Here is a 17,140-nt window from a genome sequence, read left to right on the forward strand (position 1 = left end):
TATTGTCGATTTAGCGATGCACTCTGAGTGACATCCATGCTGCCATTCTGGACGTATTTTACGTAACGCAACTAAGCAAAGCCACGACTGCATAGTCAATTCTATTGGCTTAAATGTACGTTCTAGCAGCTCAATATCAAAGCCACCGCGCTCGGATGTCTAATGCCATCGAGTCGAGTAAAATAATTAAATGCTGTATATTCAGTCGCTTCGACATAAAACATTACTTAAATGATGCAAGTGCATTAGCGCTATGCGTGGGCTGCGAGAGCGGAGTCACGCATAACTCGTGAATTTGCAGATATACTGAGCGCACCCTAAGGATTGTCATCTAAGCACTCATTCATCTTTGGGGGGAAAGTGGTCAATACAATTTTGTTGGGCAGCGACCAGACAAAGCAAACTTTGCTCAAATACAATGAATTCAACTGACTCGCGAGCAATAAGGCGCGGGTTGGTCCTAGTTAGTCCAGTGTTAAATGAAAGGTGTTACATGAGTCTCTTTGATAACGTGATGATTATATTGTGTCTAATCGGCGCGAGTTGTTTTTTCTCTATGTCAGAAATTGCACTTGCCGCTTCACGTAAAATTCGTTTACGTCAGTTAGCCGATGAGGGCGATGCACGAGCAGAAAAAGTGCTGCAGTTACAAGCCGTTCCCGGTAGCTTTTTTACGGTAGTACAAATTGGTCTTAATGCCGTTGCCATCATGGGCGGTATTGTGGGTGAGTCGGCATTTCGGCCTTACTTCTATCAGTTGCTTTCCCCTTTAGTTGCCGAGCCTTGGCTGAGCCAATTGAGCTTTGTTTTATCCTTCATAACGGTAACCAGCGCCTTTATTTTAGTCGCCGATTTAATGCCAAAACGCATTGCCATGGCGATGCCTGAGCCTGTCGCTTTAGCTGTTGTCGGGCCTATGTCTTTCTGTATTGTGCTGTTACGCCCATTAGTGTGGTTTTTCAATGGCATGGCGAGTGGTATCTTTAAACTGCTGCAGATCCCAACCGTGCGTAACGATGCCATCACCTCCGACGACATTTATGCCGTCATGAATGCGGGTGCCGAAGCTGGGGTGCTAGATCGCGGTGAGCAACAGATGATGGAAAATGTGTTTGAAATGCAAACTGTTTCTGTGACTTCGGCCATGACGGCCCGTGAAAGCTTAGTGTACTTTTTACTGCAAGACAGTGAAGAAGATATCAAGCGTAAAATTTCTGAAGATCCCCATACTAAGTTCCTCGTCTGCGATGGTCAGTTGGATATGATCAAAGGCTTCGTGGATGCGAAAGAATTGCTGATCCGTGTGATCAACGGTGAGAATATCATCTTAAAAGGCAGTAACTTAATCCATACTTCGCTGATCATTCCCGATACGCTGAGCCTGTCAGAAGCGATGGAATACTTTAAAAATAGTCGCGCCGATTTTGCCGTGGTCATGAACGAATACGCCTTAGTGGTGGGGATTGTCACGACTAACGATCTACAGCGCGCCGTAATGGGGGCTTGGTCATTGCACGAGAGCGAAGAGCAGATCATCGCCCGTGATAGCAACTCTTGGTTAGTCGACGGTGTGACGCCTATTACCGACGTAATGCGCGCCTTTGGTATTGAGGAGTTTCCGCATAATCAGAACTACGAAACCATTGCTGGTTTTATGATGTATATGCTGCGTAAAATCCCTAAGCGTACGGATTTCGTGAACTATGCAGGCTATAAATTTGAGGTGGTCGATATCGATTCGTACAAGGTCGATCAGCTATTGGTGACTCGTATCGATCCTATTGATAAGCTCAACTCGCCGGATGTGTAATCCTGTCATCTTGTGTTGATTGCCTTGCGATAGAAATCCTGTGGCAATAGTTAGCACCAGTTTGATAGCAACTGTTCGATAGTGAAGCGGTTCTCTTTAGCTAAGTTTTTAGCTTTTTGAGAGCCGTTTCGGTTTCTATCTCGTTGAAACTCTCACTCGCACTTTTATTTTGTATTACTTTCCCCGTTTAAATCACATCCAAAAACGCATTAACGATGGGATCATCAAGTCGTTTCACTTTGCAGCAGCAACCTAACTCGAACGGTGGAATCGCAACTGGCGACGAGAGCAGCTGAATGCGATCCCGCACTGGGCTATTATTGATCACCACTTCGGGGCTCATGCTCACGCCACAACCTAACGCTACCATAGAGGCGATTGCTTCTTGGCCCGAGACTTGGGCGTAAATATTTGGGCTGATGCCCATTTGTTTGAACCAGTTATCGGCGCGGCGCCGTCCTGGGCCGTGATCTGGGATGATAAAGGGTACGCTCGACCAATCGATGGGCGTTTGACTCACTTGTTGCTGTACTGCACAGCGGATCGTCGGTGCGATAATCGACAGTGGCACATCGTCGATTTTGGCAAAATGTAAGCTGCTGGGGAAAGGATCGGGCAGGGCAGCGATGGCGATATCGGCGCGATTCTGCTGCACTTCTGCTAGCGCGTTCGCTGCATCTCCCGTGGTTAAGGCGATTTCGACGAAGGGATGCTCTTGGCGGAATAAATCCAATAAACCCGGTAAATGACTGTAGGCGGCAGTGACCGAGCAATACAGATTCAGCCGACCGCGCAGTACGTCCTGCTTGAGATCGATACTGTGCTTGAGTGTGCTCCAATGGTTCAAGGTCTGCTCGGCGAATCGCTTAAATTCGTGTCCCGCGTGGGTTAAGGTCACGCTGCGATTATCCCGCTCTAACAACTTAGCGTTTACTTCCTCTTCTAATCTTTGCAGGGCTCGGCTTAAGGTTGATGGGCTCACATGCATCTGCTCCGCCGTCTTGGCGAAGTGCAAACTGTCACATAAGTGCAGGTACAATTTGAGGGTACGAATATCCATAACTTATCCTGTTTAGCCTGAGCTTGAGTGCTGCATATTGCCGCCGATGTTGCTGCCAGTGTTACTGAGCGTTATTGCGGCTCACGTTGCGTATAATGCAATATGAAGTTCCGAATATATCATTTTAAGCAATGATAAGCATGGGTTATAGTGATTTCAATCACAACCAAGTCGTAACATTATGTTAGTTTGGTTGCGTCCAAAATTTCTGACTTATAGGTGGTATATCAGATGGCTAACTATTTTAACTCTCTGAATTTACGTCAACAATTAGCACAGCTTGGCCAATGTCGTTTCATGGATCGTTCTGAGTTTAGCGACGGCTGTAACTACATCAAAGATTGGAATATTGTTATTTTAGGTTGTGGTGCTCAAGGTCTTAACCAAGGCTTGAACATGCGTGATTCGGGTCTGAATATCTCTTTTGCCCTGCGTCCTGAAGCGATTGAACAGAAACGTGCCTCATGGCAAAAAGCAACCGATAACGGTTTCCGTGTCGGTACCTTTGAAGAATTAATCCCCGCGGCGGATCTGGTCCTTAATCTGACGCCGGACAAACAGCATTCAAACGTGGTTAACGCGGTTATGCCACTGATGAAGCAAGGCTCTACCTTGTCTTACTCACACGGCTTCAACATCGTTGAAGAGGGCATGCAAGTTCGTCCCGATATCACTGTGGTGATGGTTGCCCCTAAGTGCCCAGGCACTGAAGTGCGTGAAGAATACAAACGTGGTTTTGGTGTGCCAACCCTTATTGCGGTTCACCCAGAAAACGATCCAGACGGTGACGGCTTAGAGATTGCTAAAGCCTACGCTAGCGCAACGGGTGGCGACAGAGCCGGTGTTCTACTGTCGTCTTTTATCGCCGAAGTGAAGTCAGATCTGATGGGCGAGCAGACCATTCTGTGCGGTATGTTGCAGACGGGGGCCATCTTAGGTTACGAGAAAATGATCGCCGATGGCGTTGAGCCAGGCTACGCGGCCAAGCTTATCCAGCAAGGTTGGGAAACGGTCACTGAAGCGCTGAAACACGGCGGCATCACTAACATGATGGACCGTTTGTCTAATCCAGCCAAGATTAAAGCATTTGAAATTGCAGAAGATTTAAAAGAAATCCTCCAGCCATTATTTGAAAAGCACATGGATGACATCATCAGCGGCGAATTCTCTCGCACTATGATGGAAGACTGGGCGAACGATGATGCGAACTTACTGCGTTGGAGAGCGGAAACTGGCGAAACAGGTTTCGAAAATGCACCCGTATCGAGCGAGCATATCGACGAACAGACTTATTTCGACAAAGGTATTTTCCTTGTCGCTATGATCAAAGCGGGTGTGGAACTGGCGTTCGACACTATGGTGTCTGCGGGTATCGTGGAAGAGTCGGCTTATTACGAGTCACTGCACGAAACCCCACTTATCGCTAATACGATTGCCCGTAAGCGTTTGTATGAGATGAACGTGGTGATTTCAGACACGGCCGAATACGGTTGCTACCTGTTCAATCACGCCGCCGTACCTATGCTGCGCGACTACGTTAATGCCATGTCATCTGAGTATTTAGGTGCTGGCCTGAAAGACAGCGCAACCGGTGTCGACAACCTAACGCTCATCGCTGTTAACGAAGCTATTCGTGAAACGGCAGTGGAATATGTTGGCGCTGAGCTTCGCGGTTACATGACTGATATGAAGAGCATTGTTGAGGCTTAAGTGATAGTTAGTTAAGCCCTGCATTGGGGGAGAGGGCTGAGACTCAAAGGACTTGGGTCTCAACTCAGTTCCCAAGCAAGCTCAAGATAGTGAAACGCGCATCTTGAGCTTGCTTAGTGATAAATCAGTTAGTGAGAAACAAATTTTTTCCTGTTCAGTGGGTTGTCGAGCGGGCAAAAACGACACAGTTAGTGAGTCTATCGTTCAGTAGGTGAATTGCGCCGACTGAGGCTCAACAGTTAACGTTTTACTTTGTTGTTTTGCATTGTCTCGGCAGGGAAGCTGAATTTTTTTTGACAAAAGATATTTTTTATTGTGTTTGGCCGTTGCTTTATGGTAAAGCTAATAGCTCGCGCTAGGGCAAAGCCCAAAGCGATACTAACTTTCATTCAATACCCAAATTTTAGAAACACCGATTAGGAATCCATATTGATGTTTAACCAAGCTGCCAAGCTCATTCTCGTGATTATTACCGTCGTGATTATTAAATCACAGCGGGGGCGGCGTATGGCGAACTGATAGACCTAAAAGGTTAAAAGTTTCGAAAGAACCCCCCGCTCCTAAAGGACCGGGGGGTTCTTCGTTTCAGGGCCTAGAGCAAGATTCTAAGTTTCGAAAGAGTAAAAAATAGCGTCGATTTTCGGCAATTCAGGACTAATGTAGCGAGAGAGAATATGGAACCAGGGCAGATGATCAGAGGTGCAGACGCGGTAATCAAAGTGTTAGCAGCACATGGAGTCACCACAGTGTTTGGCTACCCAGGTGGTGCCATTATGCCAATATACGATGCCCTCTATGGAAGCCCTGTTGAACATCTCTTAAGCCGTCACGAACAAGGCGCCGCCTTTGCCGCCGTAGGATACGCAAGAGCCAGCGGTAAAACCGGCGTGTGTTTTGCGACCTCAGGCCCAGGCGCGACTAACCTTATCACCTCACTTGCCGATGCGTTGTTAGATTCAGTGCCTATCGTGGCCATTACGGGTCAAGTCTCCACCGCCGTTATCGGCACAGATGCGTTTCAAGAAATCGATGTGCTGGGCATGTCACTGAGCTGCACTAAGCACAGTTTTATGGTGACAAACATCAACGATCTTATCCCAACCTTATATCAAGCCTTCGAAATCGCCGCATCCGGCCGCCCTGGCCCTGTGTTGGTCGATATCCCGAAGGATATCCAACTCGCTCACCTCGAATACCGTACACCTTTGCTGGCCGTCACCAACGAACCCCAAGCCGAGATGAGTGATATCGAGGCCGCCCGTGCGCTGTTGGCTGAGGCTAAACAGCCTATGTTGTATGTCGGCGGTGGTGTGGGCATGGCGGGCGCGGTCGATCAACTGCGTGAGTTTATCAATGTGACGGGCATACCTTCGGTCGCGACCTTGAAAGGGCTTGGCAGTATTGCCCACGGCACGCCCGGTTACTTAGGCATGTTAGGCATGCATGGTGGCAAAGCGGCTAACTTAGCGGTACAGGATTGTGATTTGCTGATCGTGGTGGGTGCCCGTTTCGATGACAGAGTCACCGGCCGTTTAGCGAGCTTTGCTGACAAGGCCAAAGTGATCCATTTAGACATAGACGCCGCTGAGCTGGGCAAGTTACGTATGCCAGAGGTGGCGATCGCCGGTGACTTACGTCAAATCCTCCCCGCCTTAGCCATGTCGATGAACATCACGCCTTGGCAGGCTGAGGTGGAGCATTTATCCCGTAAGCATCAATGGGATTATCAACACCCCGGCAGTTTGATCTATGCGCCTGCGCTGCTGCGCCGTTTAGCCAATAAATTACCCGAAGACAATGTTGTTTGTTGCGATGTGGGCCAGCACCAAATGTGGGTGGCCCAGCATATGTGGTTCCGCCGTCCAGAGGATCACCTGTCCAGCGCGGGCTTAGGCACTATGGGCTTTGGCTTACCCGCCGCCATTGGTGCGCAAGTGGCGCGTCCCGATGCGACTGTGGTGACTGTCTCTGGTGATGGTTCTTTTATGATGAATGTGCAGGAGCTGACCACCATCAAACGCCGTAAGCTGCCAGTGAAAATTGTGCTGGTTGATAACCAAAAGCTTGGCATGGTGAAGCAGTGGCAACAGCTATTTTTTGAAGAGCGCTACAGTGAAACGGATTTATCCGATAACCCTGATTTTGTCTTATTGGCCTCCGCCTTTGATATTCCCGGCCGGACGATTTTTTCTTCCGACGAAGTGGAAGAAGCCTTAACCGAAATGTTAGCGGCTAAGGGCCCGTATTTGTTACACGTTGCAATCGACGATGCTTTTAACGTTTGGCCACTGGTGCCCCCCGGCGCATCAAACAGCGATATGATGGACGAAATGGAGAAACAAACATGATCCACTCTCTGGAATTAACGGTTCAACAACGCCCCGAAGTGCTTGAGCGTGTTTTGCGCGTGACTCGCCATCGTGGTTTTACGATTACCCAAATGCAGATGCGTATGAATGACGACGCTAGCCTGTCGCTGGATATGGAGGTCGATAGCGAACGTGCCATCGAACTGTTAAGTAATCAGTTGAATAAACTGATTGATGTGACCCAGTGTAAGGTATTGTTACCGCTGAGCTTGCAACAAACGGCAAATGCTTAAGCATTCGCCATGTGAATTAAGAATACCATTTTCGATTTGAGATAAAGGATACAGTCAATGCCAAAGTTACGTTCAGCTACCAGTACCGAAGGCCGCAATATGGCGGGTGCCCGTGCGCTATGGCGCGCCACAGGGGTGAAAGACAATGATTTTGGTAAGCCAATTATCGCCATTGCTAACTCCTTTACTCAGTTTGTACCGGGTCATGTGCACTTAAAAGACATGGGCTCATTGGTGGCGAGCGCTATCGAAGAAGCGGGCGGTATCGCCAAAGAATTCAACACCATCGCCGTCGATGACGGTATCGCCATGGGCCACGGCGGCATGCTTTACAGTCTGCCATCGCGCGAGCTTATCGCCGACAGTGTGGAATACATGGTTAATGCCCACTGCGCCGATGCTTTAGTGTGTATCTCCAACTGCGACAAGATCACCCCTGGCATGTTGATGGCGGCGCTGCGCCTCAATATTCCCGTCGTGTTTGTGTCCGGCGGACCGATGGAAGCGGGTAAAACTAAGCTGTCAGATAAGCTCATCAAACTCGACTTAGTCGATGCTATGGTGGCGGGCGCCGACTCGAACGTAAGCGATGAAGACAGTGCCAAAATCGAGCGTAGCGCATGCCCAACCTGTGGCTCTTGCTCTGGCATGTTTACCGCCAACTCAATGAACTGTTTAACCGAAGCACTAGGGTTATCGCTGCCGGGTAACGGTTCTATGCTGGCAACCCACGCGGATCGCCGCGAGCTGTTTTTGGAAGCGGGGCGCCGCGTGATGGCGCTGGCAAAACGTTATTATCATCAAGATGATGAATCGGCATTACCACGCAATATCGCCAACTTTAAAGCCTTCGAAAATGCCATGACCTTAGATATCGCCATGGGCGGTTCATCTAATACCGTATTGCATTTATTGGCCGCCGCGCAGGAAGCTGATGTTGATTTTACCATGGCGGATATCGACCGCATGTCGCGCTTGGTGCCGCACCTTTGTAAGGTTGCGCCATCGACGCCTAAATATCATATGGAAGACGTGCACCGTGCGGGCGGCGTGATGGGGATTTTAGGTGAGCTAGACAGAGCCGGATTACTGCATACCGATGTGTTCCATGTGGCGGCCGATGAAGGTGGCAATTTGAAGTCTGTATTGGCGAAATACGATGTGATGCAGACGCAAGATGAAAAAGTAAAACATTTCTTTATGGCGGGACCTGCGGGGATTCCGACCACTAAAGCCTTTAGCCAAGATTGCCGTTGGCCATCACTGGATAATGACAGACAAGAAGGTTGTATCCGTAGCCGTGAATTTGCCTTCAGCCAAGAAGGTGGCCTTGCCGTATTGTCGGGTAATGTGGCCGAGAACGGCTGTATCGTTAAAACGGCGGGCGTAGATGAATCTAATCTGACCTTCATCGGCTCTGCTCGCGTCTATGAAAGCCAAGATGACGCAGTGGCGGGTATTTTAGGCGGCGAAGTGGTGGCGGGTGATGTGGTGGTTATCCGTTACGAAGGCCCGAAAGGTGGCCCGGGTATGCAAGAAATGTTGTATCCAACCAGTTACTTAAAATCACGCGGTTTAGGTAAGGCCTGCGCGCTGATCACCGACGGTCGTTTCTCCGGTGGTACTTCTGGTTTATCTATCGGCCACGTCTCACCCGAAGCTGCCGCTGGCGGCACTATCGCCTTGATTGAAAATGGCGATCGCATCGAAATTGATATACCCAAGCGCAGCATCAAGCTGGCGGTAAGCGATGCTGAACTCAATGCTCGCCGTGAAAAAATGCACAGTCTTGGCCCAATGGCGTGGAAACCAATTGGTCGCCAACGTTATGTGTCACTCGCACTTAAGGCCTACGCCATGCTAGCCACCAGTGCCGACAAGGGCGCGGTGCGCGATCGCAGTAAACTGGAGGACTAATTATGTTTACTGCATCTATGTTGCCACTTGCATCGCAAACTCAGGCGGATTTAACTCATTTTCAGTTGGCACAAAGCTATCTGCAAAAAATCCTGTTGTCATCTGTGTATGACATAGCGAAAGTGACGCCGCTTTCCAGCATGAATAAGTTATCGGCGCGTTTAGGTTGTCAGGTATTTTTGAAGCGCGAAGATATGCAGCCAGTGCATTCCTTCAAGTTACGCGGTGCCTATAACCGTATCGCCCAACTGACGAAAGAAGAATGCCAGCGCGGCGTGGTGTGTGCTTCGGCAGGCAATCATGCTCAGGGTGTAGCCATGTCGGCGGCGAGTCGCGGTGTGGATGCTGTGATTGTGATGCCCGAGACGACGCCCGATATCAAAGTTGATGCGGTGCGCCGTTTAGGTGGCAACGTGGTATTGCATGGCCAAGCCTTCGATCAAGCCAATGGCTTTGCGATGGCGATGGCCAAAGAAGAGGGCCGAGTCTATATCGCGCCCTTCGATGATGAAGCTGTGATCGCAGGCCAAGGCACTATCGCCCAAGAGATGTTGCAGCAGCAGCGCGATCTCGAAGTGGTATTTGTACCCGTGGGCGGCGGCGGTTTAATCGCGGGTATCGCAGCCTATTACAAGGCGGTAATGCCGCAGGTGAAAATTGTCGGCGTCGAGCCAGAAGACGCCGCCTGTTTAAAGGCAGCGATGGAAGCGGGCGAACCTGTGACACTGGCGCAAGTCGGTTTATTTGCCGATGGCGTGGCGGTTAAACGTATAGGCACTGAGCCGTTTAGAGTCGCGAAACTTTATGTCGATGAAGTAGTGACTGTCACCTCAGATGAAATCTGCGCTGCGGTGAAAGATATCTTCGAAGACACCCGTGCGATCGCCGAACCCGCAGGGGCCTTGTCCTTAGCTGGGCTTAAAAAATATGTCAGCACTAATGCCAATGGTGATTGCGGCAATGGTGAAAAGGTCGCAGCGATTTTAAGTGGCGCGAATGTGAATTTTCACAGTCTGCGTTATGTGTCTGAACGTTGTGAGCTTGGCGAGCAAAAAGAAGCGGTACTGGCGGTGAAAGTCCCTGAGCGTCCGGGAAGTTTCTTAACATTCTGTGAGTTGCTCGATAAGCGGGTGATGACAGAGTTTAACTATCGTTTCAGTAGTCGTGATCTTGCCGTGGTGTTTGCTGGCATTCGCTTAAGCCGAGGCCAAGGTGAGCTAGAACAAATCATTGCCACCTTAGAGGCCAATGGTTTTGAAGTGCAGGATTTATCCGGTGATGAAACCGCGAAATTGCATGTGCGTTATATGGTTGGCGGTCATCCACCTGAGCCTTTAGAGGAGCGTTTATTCAGCTTCGAGTTCCCCGAACATCCCGGCGCGCTGCTGAAGTTTTTAACGACCTTGCAGAGTAAATGGAACATTAGCTTGTTCCATTATCGCAACCACGGCGCGGCCTTTGGCCGAGTGCTGGCGGGGTTTGAAGTACCCGCGAGTGATGCTTTGCCGTTCCAACAGTTTTTAACTGAGTTGGGTTTTGTCTATCAAGAGGAAACTCAAAGTCCTGCCTATCAGCTGTTTTTAAATGCGGGTAACGGCAACAAGGCGTTACAACCTTAGCGCACCATGCGCGTGATAGTTATGTTAGTCATAACTAAGGCTAAAGGAGGAGCGCACAGGCGCTCCTTTTTGTGGTAGTTTTGTAGACTTAATACTCTAGCCGCCGATTAGCGTGCCACAGTTAAGTCGCTGACTTAATCCGCTGACGATTGGCTAACGAATAATAACTAGACTTCGACCTACACCTACACGCATTAAGGAGACATGATGTTACCAGCACCGCGTTTTACCGCTTTTAATCCTCCTCGCCGTATTTTAATGGGCCCTGGCCCGTCGGATGTTTATCCCGAAGTGCTTGCGGCGCAGTCCAGACCTACGGTTGGCCACTTAGATCCGCTGTTTGTGGGCATGATGGATGAGCTTAAGAGCCTGATCCAATACGCCTTCCAAACTAAAAACGAAATGACCATGGCGGTGTCTGCGCCGGGCAGTGCGGGCATGGAAACCTGTTTCGTTAACTTAGTCGAGCCGGGTGAGAAGGTGATTGTCTGTCGTAACGGTGTGTTTGGTGAGCGTATGCGCCAAAACGTCGAGCGTATGGGCGCCATTGCCGTGCTGGTGGACAATGAGTGGGGCACACCTGTTGACCCTGCTGCGGTTGAAGCGGCGCTGAAAGCCAATCCCGATGCCAAATTTTTAGCCTTTGTGCACGCCGAAACCTCAACTGGCGCGCTGTCCGATGCCAAAACCCTGTGCGCATTAGCTAAAACCTATGGTTGTTTGAGCATAGTCGATGCCGTGACTTCCCTTGGCGGTGTCGAGTTAAGGGTCGATGAATGGGGCATAGATGCCATTTATTCTGGCAGTCAAAAGTGCCTTTCCTGTGTACCGGGTTTATCGCCCGTGTCTTTCTCGCCTGCAGCCGTCGAAAAACTCAAGAATCGCAAGACCCCAGTGCAAAGTTGGTTCCTCGATCAAAGCTTAGTGATGGCCTATTGGACCAGCGCGGGCGGCAAACGTAGTTACCATCACACTGCGCCCGTTAATGCACTTTATGCACTGCATGAATCCCTGCGTATGTTGGCGGCTGAAGGTTTAGAAAATGCGTGGCAACGCCATCATGACATGCACTTAGTGCTGCGTGCTGGGCTGGAAAAGTTAGGGCTAAATTTTGTGGTTGCCGAAGATTCGCGTCTGCCACAACTTAACGCAGTTTACATCCCCGCTGGCGTCGATGATGCTGCGGTGCGGACTCGTTTGCTGAAGGATTATAACCTCGAAATCGGCGCCGGCCTTGGCGCCCTTGCGGGCAAAGCATGGCGCATCGGTCTAATGGGCTTTGGTGCCCGTCGAGAAAATGTCTCTTTATGCCTCAAGGCATTAGAAGAGGTGTTGAACTAATATGCCAAGATTACGTTTTGCCTTTTGCGGGCTAATGATCGCTTTGCTCAGTGCCTGCTCGGTGAATAATACGAGCAATGTCTCCTGCGATTTTGTGCGCGGAACCAATAATAATCAAAGCATGCGCGACGCGAGCGGCCACGATACGGGCAGCGCAGATGAGCGACAAAAAGATGTCGGTATCGGCTTCTTGAATGTCATCTTCGGCGGCATCAGTCGAGCACTTTCTTCCGATGATTCATCGGATGGAAAGTGTTTGTAACTTAGTTAGTTTTAGTGGTTTTGATTAAACGAAAATCCCCGAAATGCGGGGATTTTTTAATTTTATTAATAAAGTCGCTTTTGGCAGCAGGTAATATTGATTTAGCACTGTCATTCCTGTGACACACCTACTTTGGTTTAAAAATAAGTCATCCCAATAGGCTCGACGGCGGCATCTGCTAGATTTATAACAAGACTAGAATGTCGCGAACACATGGATGTGAATGAGCGACCATGCCGCCAATGGTCACTTCCACGACAGTGCTTAATCCCGTTAAACCCTTGGTATACCTGATAGTCTGTTATTTACAATGATGCATTCCGAGAATTTAATACCAAGAATTAAATAATGGTGGTTCGTTAAGCTTTTTTGACTTGCGAGGGAATATTATTGCTGGCAACAGAGTAAAACGATGTTTACAATAAATTTAAGTATGCGCTAATGCTTTCTTAGGGACATTAAACTTTTAACCTATTACAGGGTAGTGATTTTGAGTACAAATCTACAGCCATTTTTTATTGTGCAATCAGATCCTGATGGTAAGGGAATACCGTATTTTATGGATAAACATTGGACTCCTGAGCTACCTGACTATGAGTTTTATGACTCACCACCATGTGAGGTTGATTTTTTAAATGCTTATTCTCTTAAAGCAAAAACATATCAACTGAATGGTGATTATTTGGTTGATGAAAATTTAGTTTCTAATGAAATGTTATATTTGTGTGAAAAATTAAAGGTTAAGTGTATTCGTATTCCTGTCGATATTAACTTGCATCGAGGAGTTCGTCCGCAGAAAAAGTACTTTTTATTTTTTCCACTAAGTTATTTGTCTATCTTAGATAAGGATGAGTCCATTTATACTATCTCGATTGACTTAGATTCTGGAAAATTGAACACGCAAGAGGAACGTGGGTTAAAGAAGACATATTATGAGTCTATAGATAAATTTAAAATAAAGAATAATATTTGTGAACATTTATTCTTTTGTAACGAGATAGCGGCTTCTGTATGTTCTATTCAGTTTAAAAATGAGTACGAAGCTCTTGGTTTAACAGGGGTGAGTTTTAAGGAGATAAATGATAATTATCAGTATTCTGCATGGAGCTGAGTGCATCATAAAATGAAAATATTGAAGCTAAGTACAAGGAGTGAATAATGGACTGGATTGAGTTAGAAGAAAAATGCTTTGAAATTACATACGATACAATCAAGATGTTATTGTTAGAAAATAAAGATGAGGCATTCTATGCGGTATCTCTTTACACTGACAGTAGTGCCATGTCAGCATCATTAAGTGCTAGCTCTGAGGGTAAGCTTAAAAGCATTCTCGCTGCTGAAGAAGATCAGAGCATAGAGTGTGAAAATTACTATAGATGGGCAGTATCTGAGTGGTTTTATGATGGGTATAATGCGGGAGCCTTCTCCAAAATAAGCAAGATGCTTCGAGAGGACTCATCTCGAGAAATAAACTTTGAAAAGTTTAAACATGAACTAATTCAGACATTATCAAATGTACTAGTCAGAATAAAAAGAGAACTGCCTGTTGAGTTAAATTCGACAGTGTGTTTTGTGTCAATTACTGATGACAATGAGTCTGAGGGAATAGAAAACTCTTCTGCAAAATTAATAAACGATGCACCACTTTCAATGGCATTTATTTTAAGATTTGACTAATTAACCGTACAGGTTTATCTATAAAAATAGGAAAATAATCTCTTTTTTGAAAAAAGATATGACAAACGCATCTTTTCTTCATAGCGATTATTCTAAATTTTGATTTAAAAGATATGACTGCTGAGATGGTTACCTCTGTCTGGACTTCGGTTTGGGTAGTTCAGGCTATCAGAATGTACGGCAGTTTATGGGATTAAGCACTGGCATGTAAGTGACTGTTGGCGGCATGGACGCTCTTTCACGTCCTGTGATCGCGGCATTCGCACTTCCGTATGCAGCAGATGACGCCGTCGAGCTCGCAGGGATGACTTATTTTTAAACCAAAGTTGGCGCGTCACTGGAATGACAGTACTAATCGCAACTCACTAAATATGCACAGGACAATCAGCCATCGCTTTTTGCTAATTGACATATAATGTCATCCCGCTATTATGGCTGCACCTCAGATTACACGAACAAGATCCTATAAATGAAAAAGTTATTTATTATGCTGGCGATGATTTTTGCGGTTAGCTTAGTTACTAGCCCTGTCGTTGAAGCGAAAAAATTCGGCGGTAGTAAGTCTATCGGCAAAAGCCATCAAACGGCTCCGGCTCAACCAGCGGCGACCAACACACCGACTACGGCGCCAGCGGGAGCACCGGGCAAAAAAGGTATGATGGGCGGCATGTTAGGCGGTTTATTAGCAGGTGGCTTATTGGCTGCGCTGTTTATGGGCGGTGGTTTTGAAAATATTCAAATCATGGATATTTTGATTATCGGTTTGCTGGCATTCGTGCTATTCAAAATCGTCCGTACTGTGATGGCCTCAAAAGCGGGTGCGCAGCCAAGACCGGCCTATGCAGGGGCGAGTCAGCCAAGTCCTAATCTACAGCGCCAACAGACTGAACAAACAGGTTTTGCTACCAATGCAAACAGCGGCACCAATGGTTTTGGCCAGGCGACAAGTGATGTGCCCTTTAATTTACCCGCGGGTTTTGATTTACCCGGCTTTTTGGAAGGCGCTCGCAGTCACTACAAAACCCTGCAATTGGCGTGGAATGAAAACGACTTAAGCAAAATCCAAGAGTATGTTTCTATTGATCTTTACAATGAACTCAGCAACCAACGTCGCGAGTTAGTTGGCGATCAGCACACAGAAGTGATGTTTTTGGATGCAGAACTTGTCCGCGCCACACACAATGCAAATCTTGCGGAAGTGAGTGTTAAATTTAGCGGCCGCTATCGCGATACTGTTGAAGGCGTAGAAGAGGACATTAAGGAAATCTGGCATTTAGAGCGTAACGTAACACAAGCCAATTCACCTTGGTTAATTGTGGGTATCGAACAGTAATCAGCTCAGTGTTTAAAGCAGCCTTAATCTCTTAAGGCTGCTGTTTACATCCCCTTTCGTTTCAATCCAGCCTTACCCTAACAGTTCAACGTCATCGATAGATTGAAAAAATCCGGCTGTCATCGCATTCACTATTGGCGGCAGCAAGACTTTGCTGATTATTTTAAAGTAGTTAATTAGTGCATCAATTGCTAAATAAAAAATCCCCGCACTTAGCGGGGATTTTTTATTTTTTCAAAGGGTTACAAAAATTGCCTGATGGCTATGGCGATAATCAGCACAGGGCAAACATACTTCACATACCTTGGCCAAATGCGCCAAAAAAGTCCTGTGCTATCCACGCCTTCTTGCCCACGAATGGCTTTGAGCAACTGGGTTTGGCGCCAAATCCAACCTAAGTAAACCGCAATACCGAGGGCGACCAGCGGCTGGGCGATTTGGGTGGTCAGCATTATGGTGAAACTAAATAGTGTCTCAAAAAATACCGCCAGCAATAGGGATAATGAGGTCAGTAATAGGCCGATGATCAAGGTGGCGCGTTGACGGCTGAGTCCGAACTTTTGCATCACATAACTCGTCGGCACTTCGGCGATGGATATGGCCGAGGTTAAACCCGCGATGATCAGCAGAATAAAGAAAATCACGCTGATGATGAGGTTAGCCGTATCGCCTAAGGTGGAAAATAACGCGGGTAAGACAGTAAACACCAATGCATCCGAATCGAGTAATTTACCCTCGGCGTTAAAAATCTGCACGCCATTGTGCTGGGCCACATACATGGCTGGGATGATTAAAAAGGCGGCGAGAAAGGCGATGCCGCTGTCGGTAAAGGCAACCCAGACGGTCAGTTTAGCGATATTCTCTTTTTGGTTCAGATAACTGCCGTACACCATCATGGCACCTGTGCCTATGGTAAGGGAGAAGAAGGTTTGTCCGAGCGCGCTGATCAAGGTATCTGGCGCCAGTGCCTTGGTAAAGTTAGGTGTTAGTAGCGCGCTTATCCCTTCGCTCGCACCATTTAGGGTGAAGATATACGCCACGCCCGCGATCAGCATGATCAGTAATAACGGCATTAAGCGTTTCGACCATTTTTCTATGCCTTCTTGCACGCCTTGCAGTAATACCAGAAACACCAGCGTGCTGAAGATCAGTGTAAACACCAGATTACGTGACAGCGAAAAATCCACTAGCCAAGCGGCGGTATCATTCGAGCCAAAGGCTGTGGCGATAGGCGCGATGGCAAAGCTGACAAACCAGCCAGAAAGAATGCTGTAGAAGGTATAGATTAATCCCGCGGTGACGATGGAAATCAAACCTATCGCCTTGCCTAAACCGCGAGTTAGGGTGTTGAAGCCGAGTTTGCCCATGGCATCGGCGGGATTGGTCTGTCCGTGGCGACCTATCATGAGTTCGGCCATTAACATGGGAATGCCTAGGATGAAAATCAGTACTAGGTAAACCAGCAAAAAGGCTCCGCCGCCATGGGTGGCTGCTTGGGTGGGGAATCCCCAAATGTTACCTACACCAACGGCGCTACCGGCTGCCGCCATGATAAAACCTAAGCGTGAGCTGAAGTGGTTAGTCGAACTTGTATTGGCCGATTGCATTGTGCCTCCCGTAAAAAGAAGGCGTATCTTAGGCGGATAAATTAGGATTTCAACGCAATTTTAGTGCGTTAATTTGGTGTTAATTTGCAATAATTTATCGGTTTTTGACTATAAGTTAATGTTGTGTGCCGCCTATCTGTTTTGTGCGAGATTTTATTGCTATCAGGTGCGACTGATGGTTGAGATTTGGCGAATCATTGCG

At 47.7% G+C, this 17,140-nt stretch carries 13 protein-coding genes; 11 read left to right on the forward strand and 2 right to left on the reverse strand.

What is annotated here, in order from left to right; genetic code table 11:
• Nucleotides 1-493 precede the first annotated feature (493 nt).
• On the forward strand, nt 494-1,810 hold the full coding sequence (locus L5L94_RS15850) for a hemolysin family protein (protein ID WP_105250472.1): 1,317 nt from the start codon (nt 494-496) through the stop codon (nt 1,808-1,810).
• 187 nt (nt 1,811-1,997) lie between these two features.
• Here the strand turns inward: L5L94_RS15850 and ilvY are convergent, their stop codons facing one another.
• A complete protein-coding gene (gene ilvY / locus L5L94_RS15855; protein ID WP_105250471.1) occupies nt 1,998-2,870 on the reverse strand; it encodes an HTH-type transcriptional activator IlvY in 873 nt (290 codons plus the stop codon).
• 231 nt (nt 2,871-3,101) lie between these two features.
• Between ilvY and ilvC the strand changes: the two genes are divergently transcribed.
• From ilvC to L5L94_RS15905, 10 genes are all read left to right on the forward strand, one after another.
• On the forward strand, nt 3,102-4,580 hold the full coding sequence (gene ilvC, locus L5L94_RS15860; RefSeq protein WP_011848076.1) for a ketol-acid reductoisomerase: 1,479 nt from the start codon (nt 3,102-3,104) through the stop codon (nt 4,578-4,580).
• 674 nt (nt 4,581-5,254) lie between these two features.
• Nucleotides 5,255-6,928, forward strand: a complete 1,674-nt coding sequence (gene ilvG / locus L5L94_RS15865) for an acetolactate synthase 2 catalytic subunit (RefSeq protein WP_263163968.1) — start codon at nt 5,255-5,257, stop codon at nt 6,926-6,928.
• On the forward strand, nt 6,925-7,182 hold the full coding sequence (gene ilvM / locus L5L94_RS15870) for an acetolactate synthase 2 small subunit (RefSeq protein WP_006083459.1): 258 nt from the start codon (nt 6,925-6,927) through the stop codon (nt 7,180-7,182). Before ilvG ends, ilvM begins: the two co-directional genes overlap by 4 nt.
• Before the next feature lie 57 nt (nt 7,183-7,239).
• Entirely contained in the window at nt 7,240-9,099 is a 1,860-nt protein-coding gene (gene ilvD, locus L5L94_RS15875; protein ID WP_131524929.1) for a dihydroxy-acid dehydratase, read from the forward strand.
• 17 nt (nt 9,100-9,116) lie between these two features.
• Nucleotides 9,117-10,718: a threonine ammonia-lyase, biosynthetic gene (gene ilvA / locus L5L94_RS15880; RefSeq protein ID WP_263164002.1), complete on the forward strand. Its 1,602-nt coding sequence runs from the start codon at nt 9,117-9,119 to the stop codon at nt 10,716-10,718.
• Between the two features lie 207 nt (nt 10,719-10,925).
• Complete coding sequence (locus L5L94_RS15885) at nt 10,926-12,059, forward strand: pyridoxal-phosphate-dependent aminotransferase family protein (RefSeq protein ID WP_263163970.1); 1,134 nt, start codon at nt 10,926-10,928, stop codon at nt 12,057-12,059.
• Between the two features lies 1 nt (nt 12,060).
• Nucleotides 12,061-12,321 (forward strand): hypothetical protein, encoded by a 261-nt coding sequence (locus tag L5L94_RS15890; RefSeq protein WP_263163972.1) that lies wholly within the window; start codon nt 12,061-12,063, stop codon nt 12,319-12,321.
• Nucleotides 12,322-12,811: 490 nt separating this feature from the next.
• The gene (locus tag L5L94_RS15895) at nt 12,812-13,432 is read left to right on the forward strand and encodes an imm11 family protein (protein WP_263163973.1); all 621 of its coding nucleotides are present in this window, start codon (nt 12,812-12,814) and stop codon (nt 13,430-13,432) included.
• Nucleotides 13,433-13,479: 47 nt separating this feature from the next.
• A complete protein-coding gene (locus L5L94_RS15900; RefSeq protein ID WP_263163975.1) occupies nt 13,480-13,998 on the forward strand; it encodes a DUF4303 domain-containing protein in 519 nt (172 codons plus the stop codon).
• A 469-nt stretch (nt 13,999-14,467) separates the two neighbouring features.
• Complete coding sequence (locus L5L94_RS15905; RefSeq protein WP_263163977.1) at nt 14,468-15,331, forward strand: Tim44 domain-containing protein; 864 nt, start codon at nt 14,468-14,470, stop codon at nt 15,329-15,331.
• Between the two features lie 242 nt (nt 15,332-15,573).
• Here the strand turns inward: L5L94_RS15905 and L5L94_RS15910 are convergent, their stop codons facing one another.
• Nucleotides 15,574-16,938: a sodium-dependent transporter gene (locus L5L94_RS15910; RefSeq protein WP_263163978.1), complete on the reverse strand. Its 1,365-nt coding sequence runs from the start codon at nt 16,936-16,938 to the stop codon at nt 15,574-15,576.
• Nucleotides 16,939-17,140 lie beyond the last annotated feature (202 nt).

Origin of the sequence: Shewanella sp. SM21, from assembly GCF_025654335.1 — a bacterium.
GTDB lineage: Bacteria > Pseudomonadota > Gammaproteobacteria > Enterobacterales > Shewanellaceae > Shewanella > Shewanella oncorhynchi.

Coding starts and splice junctions, on each gene's coding strand:
- L5L94_RS15850 (WP_105250472.1), top strand. CDS start 494: ATGAGTCTCTTTGATAACGTGATGATTATATTGTGTCTAATCGGCGCG.
- ilvY (WP_105250471.1), bottom strand. CDS start 2,870: ATGGATATTCGTACCCTCAAATTGTACCTGCACTTATGTGACAGTTTG.
- ilvC (WP_011848076.1), top strand. CDS start 3,102: ATGGCTAACTATTTTAACTCTCTGAATTTACGTCAACAATTAGCACAG.
- ilvG (WP_263163968.1), top strand. CDS start 5,255: ATGGAACCAGGGCAGATGATCAGAGGTGCAGACGCGGTAATCAAAGTG.
- ilvM (WP_006083459.1), top strand. CDS start 6,925: ATGATCCACTCTCTGGAATTAACGGTTCAACAACGCCCCGAAGTGCTT.
- ilvD (WP_131524929.1), top strand. CDS start 7,240: ATGCCAAAGTTACGTTCAGCTACCAGTACCGAAGGCCGCAATATGGCG.
- ilvA (WP_263164002.1), top strand. CDS start 9,117: ATGTTGCCACTTGCATCGCAAACTCAGGCGGATTTAACTCATTTTCAG.
- L5L94_RS15885 (WP_263163970.1), top strand. CDS start 10,926: ATGTTACCAGCACCGCGTTTTACCGCTTTTAATCCTCCTCGCCGTATT.
- L5L94_RS15890 (WP_263163972.1), top strand. CDS start 12,061: ATGCCAAGATTACGTTTTGCCTTTTGCGGGCTAATGATCGCTTTGCTC.
- L5L94_RS15900 (WP_263163975.1), top strand. CDS start 13,480: ATGGACTGGATTGAGTTAGAAGAAAAATGCTTTGAAATTACATACGAT.
- L5L94_RS15905 (WP_263163977.1), top strand. CDS start 14,468: ATGAAAAAGTTATTTATTATGCTGGCGATGATTTTTGCGGTTAGCTTA.
- L5L94_RS15910 (WP_263163978.1), bottom strand. CDS start 16,938: ATGCAATCGGCCAATACAAGTTCGACTAACCACTTCAGCTCACGCTTA.